Annotated in this window: 10 protein-coding genes; 5 read left to right on the top strand and 5 right to left on the bottom strand. The window is 71.7% G+C overall.

From position 1 onward, the window contains the following. Positions 1-102: 102 nt before the first annotated feature. From mqnE to ABZ312_RS40255, 3 genes are all read right to left on the bottom strand, one after another. Positions 103-1,266: an aminofutalosine synthase MqnE gene (gene mqnE / locus ABZ312_RS40265; RefSeq protein ID WP_499516908.1), complete on the bottom strand. Its 1,164-nt coding sequence runs from the start codon at positions 1,264-1,266 to the stop codon at positions 103-105. A gap of 47 nt (positions 1,267-1,313) precedes the next feature. Continuing rightward, positions 1,314-1,769, bottom strand: a complete 456-nt coding sequence (locus tag ABZ312_RS40260; protein WP_499513321.1) for an Lrp/AsnC family transcriptional regulator — start codon at positions 1,767-1,769, stop codon at positions 1,314-1,316. Positions 1,770-1,850: 81 nt separating this feature from the next. After that, on the bottom strand, positions 1,851-2,540 hold the full coding sequence (locus ABZ312_RS40255) for a UbiX family flavin prenyltransferase (RefSeq protein ID WP_499513320.1): 690 nt from the start codon (positions 2,538-2,540) through the stop codon (positions 1,851-1,853). A 160-nt stretch (positions 2,541-2,700) separates the two neighbouring features. Here ABZ312_RS40255 and ABZ312_RS40250 point away from each other — a divergent pair, with 160 nt between their 5' ends. Together ABZ312_RS40250 and ABZ312_RS40245 are read left to right on the top strand one after the other, a co-directional pair. Beyond that, on the top strand, positions 2,701-3,339 hold the full coding sequence (locus ABZ312_RS40250) for a rhomboid family intramembrane serine protease (protein WP_500329485.1): 639 nt from the start codon (positions 2,701-2,703) through the stop codon (positions 3,337-3,339). 42 nt (positions 3,340-3,381) lie between these two features. After that, the gene (locus ABZ312_RS40245; RefSeq protein ID WP_500329483.1) at positions 3,382-4,011 is read left to right on the top strand and encodes a magnetosome magnetite crystal formation protein family; all 630 of its coding nucleotides are present in this window, start codon (positions 3,382-3,384) and stop codon (positions 4,009-4,011) included. Between the two features lie 30 nt (positions 4,012-4,041). On the opposite strand, the gene mqnP is transcribed toward ABZ312_RS40245, so the two are convergent. After that, complete coding sequence (gene mqnP / locus ABZ312_RS40240; RefSeq protein WP_500329481.1) at positions 4,042-4,965, bottom strand: menaquinone biosynthesis prenyltransferase MqnP; 924 nt, start codon at positions 4,963-4,965, stop codon at positions 4,042-4,044. Continuing rightward, positions 4,962-6,413, bottom strand: a complete 1,452-nt coding sequence (locus ABZ312_RS40235; RefSeq protein ID WP_500329479.1) for a menaquinone biosynthesis decarboxylase — start codon at positions 6,411-6,413, stop codon at positions 4,962-4,964. The genes mqnP and ABZ312_RS40235 overlap by 4 nt, the downstream gene beginning before the upstream one ends. Positions 6,414-6,501: 88 nt before the next feature. Here ABZ312_RS40235 and ABZ312_RS40230 point away from each other — a divergent pair, with 88 nt between their 5' ends. From ABZ312_RS40230 to ABZ312_RS40220, 3 genes are read left to right on the top strand one after another with little or no spacing between them, the layout of a single operon-like run. Further along, complete coding sequence (locus ABZ312_RS40230) at positions 6,502-6,912, top strand: PLD nuclease N-terminal domain-containing protein (protein WP_500439856.1); 411 nt, start codon at positions 6,502-6,504, stop codon at positions 6,910-6,912. Between the two features lie 21 nt (positions 6,913-6,933). After that, positions 6,934-7,380 carry a nucleoside deaminase gene (locus ABZ312_RS40225; protein WP_499513315.1) on the top strand — a complete coding sequence of 149 codons (447 nt, stop codon included), beginning with the start codon at positions 6,934-6,936 and terminating at the stop codon, positions 7,378-7,380. Then, on the top strand, positions 7,377-8,330 hold the full coding sequence (locus tag ABZ312_RS40220) for an isopenicillin N synthase family dioxygenase (RefSeq protein WP_500329475.1): 954 nt from the start codon (positions 7,377-7,379) through the stop codon (positions 8,328-8,330). Before ABZ312_RS40225 ends, ABZ312_RS40220 begins: the two co-directional genes overlap by 4 nt. Positions 8,331-8,351: the final 21 nt, after the last annotated feature.

Below are 8,351 nucleotides of genomic sequence, written 5' to 3'. Positions count from 1 at the left end.
CTCTCATGTGAACCGATGCGCCGGAGATCATCCGCTGGTGACGACCACCAGCGCACTCGACGTGCGGGGCAGCAAGGATCGCGCGACGGCGCACGCCTGGGCTCACAGGCGCATCGGCTGCGGCGACTCGCGGCGCGCCGCGTCGGGACCCGGGTACTCACGGATGATCTCGTAGCGGGTGTTGCGCTCCACCGGACGGAAGCCGGCGTCCTGGATGAGCTCCAGCAGGTCGTCACGGGTGAGCTTGTTGGGCGTGCCGTAGTTGTCGGCGTCGTGCGTGATCTTGTACTCGACGACCGAGCCGTCCATGTCGTCCGCGCCGTGCTGCAGCGCGAGCTGGGCGGTCTGCACACCGTGCATGACCCAGAACACCTTCACGTGCGGCACGTTGTCGAACAGCAGCCGGGAGACCGCGAAGGTCTTCAGCGCCTCGGCGCCGCTGGCCATCGTGGTGCGCGCCTGGAGGGTGTTGCGGACCTTGCCGTCCTTCAGGTCCACGAAGTCGTGCTGGTAGCGCAGCGGGATGAAGACCTGGAAGCCGCCGGTCTCGTCCTGCAGCTCGCGCAGCCGCAGCACGTGGTCCACCCGGTGCCGGGGCTCCTCGATGTGCCCGTACAGCATGGTGCACGGGGTCTTGAGGCCCTTCTCGTGCGCCAGCCGGTGGATGCGCGACCAGTCCTCCCAGTGGGTGCGGTGGTCGACGATGTGCTGCCGCACCTCCCAGTCGAAGATCTCGGCGCCGCCGCCGGTCAGCGACTCCAGGCCCGCCTCGATGAGCTCGTCCAGGATCTCGCTCGCGCTCATCCCGGAGATCGTCTCGAAGTGGTGGATCTCGGTGGCGGTGAAGGCCTTCAGGGAGACGTCCGGCAGCGCCTCCTTGAGCGCCTTCAGCGAGCGCGGGTAGTAGCGCCACGGCAGCGTCGGGTGGAGGCCGTTGACGATGTGGAGCTCGGTGAGGTTCTCGCCCTCCATCTCCTTCGCCAGCCGGACGGCCTCCTCGATGCGCATCGTGTAGGCGTCCTTCTCCCCCGGCTTGCGCTGGAAGGAGCAGTACGCGCAGGAGGCGGTGCAGACGTTGGTCATGTTGAGGTGACGGTTGACGTTGAAGTGGACGACGTCACCGTTCTTCCGCGTCCGCACGTGGTGGGCGAGGCCGCCCAGCCAGGCCAGATCGTCGGACTCGTAGAGGGCGATGCCGTCCTCGCGGGTCAGCCGCTCACCCGCGTAGACCTTCTCCTCCAGCTCGCGCTTGAGCCCCGCGTCCATCGCCCGCCTCGCCTTCACCATCCGTAGTCGACCGTCCGACCTTACGCCTAGATGCTCTCGGGAAGTTCCCCGACCCGGTTCTCCCACTTCGTGGAGAGCACGATGGTGGTGCGGGTCCGGGCGACGCCCTTGGTGCCGGACAGCCGGCGGATGGTGTGCTCCAGGCCGTCCACGTCGGGGACGCGCACCTTGAGCATGTACGAGTCGTCGCCGGCGATGAACCAGCAGTCCTCGATCTCGTCCAGGTCGCGCAGCCGGGTCGCCACGTCCTCGTGGTCGGCGGCGTCGCTGAGCTGCAGGCCCACCAGCGCGGTGACCCCGAGGCCCAGTGCCGCGGGGCGGATCGTGGCGCGGTAGCCGGTGATGACACCGGCCTGCTCCAGCCGGTTGATCCGGTCGGTGACGCTCGGTCCGGACAGGCCCACCAGCCGGCCCAGCTCGGCGTACGAGGCCCGGCCGTTCTCACGGAGGGCCTGGATGAGCTGCCTGTCCACCGCGTCCATCAGACTGGACCCCTTCATTCGTGCCGCGACTGCGCTGTCAGGACAAGAATCTAAGGCATGAACGGGGATGTGCCCTGCGCATCAATCCGCAGCAGCCCCGTCGACCCCGGCCCCGGCGGCCCCCAGCTCGCCCTCCCAGCGGCGGTACAGCTTGTGCGGCACCCGCACGGCGTCCAGCGCGCGGCCGGCGACGAAGTCGACCAGGTCCTGGATGTCCCTGGCCCCGGCGTAGAAGGCGGGGGAGGCCGGCAGCACCACGGCGCCCGCCTCGTCCAGGGCGACCAGGTGCCTCAGGGTCTGCCCGCCCAGCGGCGTCTCCCGTACCGCGACCACCAGGGGCCGGCGCTCCTTCAGGGTGACGCTCGCCACCCGCTGCAGCAGGTCCTTGGAGAGCCCGAGGGCGACGCCCGCCACGCAGGCCGTGCTCGCCGGCACGATCAGCATCCCCTTGACCGGGTACGAACCCGAGCTCGGCCCGGCCGCGAGGTCCCCGGCGGACCAGTACCGCACCCGGCTCAGATCGGTCTCGAACCGGTCCGGGGTGCCGTCCGCGCCGCGGGCCAGCCAGCGGGCCAGGTCCTCGCGCCAGTGGGCGTCCCGGAAAGGCGCCCCGGTCTCGTCCAGGACGGTGAGCCGGGCGGCCCGGCTGACCACCAGGTCCACCGCCTCGCCGGCGTGCAGCAGCGCCCGCAGCACCGCCGCGGCGTACGGCGTCCCGGAAGCCCCGGAGACCCCGACCACCCACGGTGTCCCGCGCTCGCTGTCGTCCATGCCGCGAGCCTATCCGGCCACCTGTGGCACGGCCTCCGCCGGTCCGGCCGGGCGGAACGGACGAGTGGGCGCGGGAACCGCCACGGATGCCGTCGTCGTTGTCTACCGTGAGGGGAGCCTGGCCGGCCAGGCGGACGGTGGACCACCACGAGGGGGGCCTGTGGCGTACGAACCCATCGCCGGCCGTGACGCCGGTGACGCCCGGCGGCGCGTCCGGGGCGACGTCGCTCCGGGAGAGCGGGCGAAGACGGCCGCGGCGATCATGTTCATCTGGGTGGGGCTGCTCTGGCTGATCGAGTGCGTGGACGTGATGACCCATCACGCGCTCGACACCTTCGGGATCGTGCCGCGGCAGATCGGCGAACTGCGCGACATCATCCCCGCCGCGTTCATCCACTTCGGCTTCGACCACGTCGCCGCCAACAGCCTGCCGCTGCTGGTGCTGGGCTTCCTCGCGGCGCTGCGCGGCACGACCCGCCTGCTGAGCGTGGTCTTCGTCATCGTCATGGCGAGCGGCGGCGGGGTCTGGCTGGTGGCGCCGCCGCACACCAACACCGCCGGCGCCTCCGGCGTCGTCTTCGGCCTGTTCGGGTACCTGCTGGTGCGCGGCTTCGTCGACCGGCGCCTCATCGACATCGCGGTCGGGCTGGTCGTCGCGGTGGCGTACGGCTCGATCCTGTGGGGTGTCCTGCCGACCGCGCAGGGGGTCTCCTGGCAGGGCCACCTCTTCGGCCTCCTCGGCGGCGTCGTGGGCGCCTTCCTCTTCCGGGACCGCCCCGCCGACGGGCTGATCAGATGAGGCCGTAGGATCCGGGGACCAAACGACGGGGGGCGGTTCTCCATGACCGATTTCAGCAAGCACGACGACGTACCGCCGCGGGACACGGCGCCGCCCGTGCCACCGCAGCCGGGTCCGGCGCAGGGGCCCCACGCCATGCCGTCACCGCCCCCGCCGTACCCGCCGCCCGCACCGCCGCAGCCCCCGTACGGCTACGGCTACGGCCACGGCCAGGGACCGCTGCCGTTCCCGCCCCCGCCGCTGCGGCCGCCCACCACGCCGGCCATGTGGGCTCACCTGGGCGCGCTGCTCACCGTGGTGGCGGGCAGCAGCATGTGCTGCCTGGGCTGGGCGCTGGCCTGGGTGACCCCGCTGGTCATCCGCTCCAACGAGCGCAACAAGCACGACCCCTTCATCCGGCACCACGCCGCGCAGGGGATCAACTACGGCATCACCGCGGCCATCGCGGGCCTCCTGGGCATCGTCGGCTACGGCGGCGGCCTCGCCTCCGTGGCCGCGTACGACCACGGCGGACCGGTCTGGCTGCCCTTCGTGGGCTTCGGCCTGATGGCCCTGGCCGCGCTGCACCTCCTGACCGGGGTGATCTTCTGCATCATCGGCAGCACCAAGGCCAACGGCGGCCAGTGGTGGAGCTACCCGAAGTTCGTCGCCCTGCCGTTCGTGCGCCGCTGACCCGGCGCGACCGCGCCGGGCGCGGGGGCGTCACACGCCCAGGCCGCGCACCGCGAGGTCGAGCAGGGCGCACAGGAACAGCGCCATCCCGATGAAGCCGTTGACCGTGAAGAACGCCCGGTTGAGCCTGCTGAGGTCGCCGGGCTTCACGATGCTGTGCTCGTAGACGAAGGCACCGCCGACGATCAGCATGCCGACCCACCAGAAGGCCCCGGCGCCGACCGCCAGTCCGTACCAGACGAGCAGCACGGTCGTCACCACGTGGCTCACCCGCGCCCCGTACAGCGCGCCGTCGACGCCGAAGCGGGCCGGCACCGAGCGCACCCCGTGGGCGCGGTCGGCGGCAACGTCCTGGCAGGCGAAGATCAGGTCGAAGCCGCCGATCCACACGCCCACCGCGAGGCCGAGGATCACGGCGTCCCACGACCAGGAGCCGGTGACCGCGAGCCAGGCGCCGATGGGGCCCATGGCCTGGGCGAGGCCGAGGATGGCGTGCGGGTAGTCCGTGAACCGCTTGCCGTACGGGTAGACCACCATCGGGACCACCGCGATCGGCGCCAATGCCAGGCACAGCGGGTTGAGCAGCGCGGCGGCGCCCAGGAAGAACACCACGGCGATCAGCGCGCCGGTCCACGCCGAGCGCACGGACACGGCGCCGGTGACCAGTTCGCGTCCCGCGGTGCGCGGGTTGCGGGCGTCGATCTCGCGGTCGATGATCCGGTTGCACGCCATCGCGAAGGTGCGCAGGCCCACCATGGCGACGGTGATCAGGAAGAGCTGCCACCAGTGGACGGACCGGTCCTGCGCGAACATCGCGCTGAGCGCGGCGATGTAGGCGAAGGGCAGGGCGAAGACCGAGTGCTCGATCATCACCAGCCGCAGGAACGCCCGGACCTTGCCGTCCGGGCGCGGGGAGGGTCCGAAGAGATCCGGGGTCGCGGATTCGGCGCTCACAGGCCGTACTCCTTCCAGCGGCGGTCGACCTTCGCGGCGGTCTCCGGGTCGGAGAGCACCATCTCGGGCCAGCCGCCGTCGCGGGTGTAGCCCTCCTCGGGCAGCTTCCGGGTCGCGTCGATGCCTGCCTTGCCACCCCAGAACTGCTGGTAGGAGGAGTGGTCGAGGTGGTCCACGGGACCTTCGACCACCGACAGGTCGCGGGCGTAGTCGGTGTTGCCCAGCGCCCGCCAGGCGACCTCGTGCAGGTCGTGCACGTCGCAGTCGGCGTCGACCACGACGATCAGCTTGGTCAGCGACATCATGTGGGCGCCCCAGATGGCGTGCATGACCTTCTGGGCGTGCTTCGGGTACTTCTTGTCGATCGAGACGATCGCGCAGTTGTGGAAGCCGCCCGCCTCCGGCAGGTGGTAGTCCACGATGTCCGGCACGATGACCTTCAGCAGCGGGAGGAAGAACCGCTCGGTGGCCCGGCCCAGCGGGCCGTCCTCGGTCGGCGGCCGGCCCACCACGATGGACTGCAGCAGCGGCCGGCGGCGCATCGTCACGCAGTCGATGGTCAGCGCCGGGAAGGGCTCCTGCGGGGTGTAAAAGCCCGTGTGGTCGCCGAACGGCCCCTCGGGCAGCATCTTCCCGGGCTCCAGCCAGCCCTCCAGGACCACCTCCGCCTGGGCGGGCACCTGCAGCGGCACCGTCTTGCAGTCGACCATCTCGATGCGCCTGCCCCCGACGAAGCCGGCGAGGAGGTACTCGTCGATGTCGCCGGGCAGCGGCGCGGTCGAGGCGTACGTCACGGCGGGCGGACAGCCGAACGCGATGGCCACCGGGAGCCGTTCGCCGCGCCGCTGGGCCACCTGGTAGTGGTTGCGGCTGTCCTTGTGGATCTGCCAGTGCATCCCGATGGTGCGGCGGTCGTGCCGCTGCAGCCGGTACAGGCCCAGGTTGCGGACGCCGGTCCCGGGGTCCTTGGTGTGCGTCAGGCCGAGGTTGAAGAAGGAGCCGCCGTCCTCGGGCCAGGTGAACAGGGCCGGCAGCGCGTCCAGGTCGACGTCGTCGCCGGTGAGGACGACCTCCTGGACGGGGGCGTCCTTCACCTTCTTCGGCGGTACGTGCGTCATCCCGGCGAGCTTGCCGAAGGCCTCGCGCACGCCGACGAAACCGTGCGGCAGCTCCGGCTTGAGCAGCCCGCCGATGCGGTCGCCGATGTCGGCGTAGGACTTCAGGCCGAGCGCCTTCAGCAGCCGGCGGTCGGTGCCGTACACGTTCATCGCCAGGGGCATCGAGGAGCCCTTGACGTTCTCGAACAGCAGCGCCGGGCCGCCCGCCTTGTTGACGCGGTCGACGATCTCACCGACCTCCAGGTACGGGTCGACCTCTGCCTTGACGCGCTTGAGGTCCCCCTCCTTCTCCAGGGCCCTCAGCAGCGAGCGAAGATCGTCGTAAGCCATGCGGTCCAGTATCCGGCACGCACTACCCTGGACCCGTCACCGGGGCCCTGCCGCGCCCCGCCGTCGCTGCCTGGGGGGCACTCCCGCGATGATCCGGTACATCCCGTTCCTGCTGGTGCTGGCGTTGTGGATCTACGCCTTCATCGACTGCCTCAACACGCCCGAGGAGCAGGTCCGCGGCCTCCCCAAGGTCGTGTGGGTCATCGTCATCCTGCTCTTCGGCGAGGTGCTGATCGGGCCGATCGCCTGGCTGGTCGCAGGCAAGCACCGCACCGGGCCGGCGGGCGGCAGCACGCCCGCGGAGTGGCACCGCAACCACCGCACGCAGTGGGTCGCCCCGGACGACAACCCGGAGTTCCTGCACTCGCTGCGCGAGGAGAACAAGAAGGACGAGCAACTGCTGAAGAGCTGGGAGGCCGACCTGCGCCGCCGCGAGGAGGAGCTGCGGCAGCGCGAGATCGGCCCCGCCGACGGCCAGGACAACCAGCCCCGCGGCTGATCCTGCGGGACACTGGGCGTCATGGACGACGCGCAGGCGATGCTGGCGACCGCCGTCGCCGAGGCCCGGGCGGGCCTCGCGGAGGGCGGGATCCCCATCGGGGCGGCCCTGTACGCTCCGGACGGCCGCACGGTGCTGGGCCGCGGCCGCAACCGCCGCGTGCAGGACGGAGATCCGTCGATGCACGGCGAGACGGCGGCCTTCCGGGCCGCCGGACGGCAGCGCACCTACCGCGGGACGACGATGGTGACCACCCTGTCGCCGTGCTGGTACTGCAGCGGCCTGGTCCGGCAGTTCGGGATCTCCCGGGTCGTCATCGGCGAGGCCCGCACCTTCCACGGCGGCCACGACTGGCTGGCCGAGCACGGCGTGGAGATCGTCCTGCTGGACGACCCGGAGTGCGTGGCCCTGATGACGGAGTTCGTCGCGGCCCGCCCCGAGCTGTGGAACGAGGACATCGGCGCATGATCCCCACCATCGACCTCGGGCCCTGGCTCACCGGCGACGCCGCCACCCGCGCGCGCGTCGCCGCCACCGTCGACGAGGCGCTGTGCTCGGCCGGCTTCCTGCTGGTCACCGGGCACGGCGTCGAGCCGGGACTGCGCGCGGCGATCCGGGAGGCCGCCCGCGGCTTCTTCCGGCTGCCGGCCGCCGTCAAGGAGCCGTACGCGGTACGGGTCGGGGGCCGCGGCTGGCTGGGCCCGGGCGCGGAGGCCAACGGCTACGCGGAGGGCACGGCCACCCCGCCGGACCTGAAGGAGTCCTGGTCGTTCGCCGCCGAGGAGCCGACCGGTGACCCGGCGGTGGACGCCGAGTGGTTCCTGCCGAACCTCTGGCCGGCCGAGACGCCGCGGCTGCGACCGCTGGTGGACGCGTACGTGAGGCACATGCGCGGTCTCTCCGACCACCTGCTGGAGCTGCTGGCCGCCGCCCTGGGCGGGCCCGGGGACCTCTTCACCCGGCACACCCGCCACCCCACCTGGGGTTTCAACATCAACTGGTACCCGGGCACCGAGGTGGTCGGAGCGCCCGAGCCGGGCCAGTTCAGGATCGGCCCGCACACCGACTTCGGCACGGTCACCGTGCTCGACCGCCAGCGGGGCAAGGGCGGCCTCCAGGTGCACACCGACGAGGACGGCTGGCAGGACGCCCCCTGGGAGCCGGACTCCTTCACCGTCAACATCGGCGACCTGATGGCCCGCTGGACCGGCGACCGCTGGCGTTCCGGGCGGCACCGCGTGCTGCCCCCGCCGGCCGACGCCCCGGCGGAGGAGCTGATGTCGCTGGTGTGGTTCTACGAGTGCGACCCCGGCACCCGCGTCACGCCCCTGCCCGCGCCCGTCGGCAGGCACGCGTACGAGCCCGTGGACTCGCACGCGTACCTGCGGGCGAAGCTGGACGCCATCGGCCTGGGCTGAACCCCGGCCGGGGCCGGACGC

This window comes from Streptomyces sp. NPDC006207, assembly GCF_040613835.1.
GTDB lineage: Bacteria > Actinomycetota > Actinomycetes > Streptomycetales > Streptomycetaceae > Actinacidiphila.
Note: the sequence above shows the minus strand (reverse complement) of the source record. Positions and strands in the feature narration are given on the sequence as shown.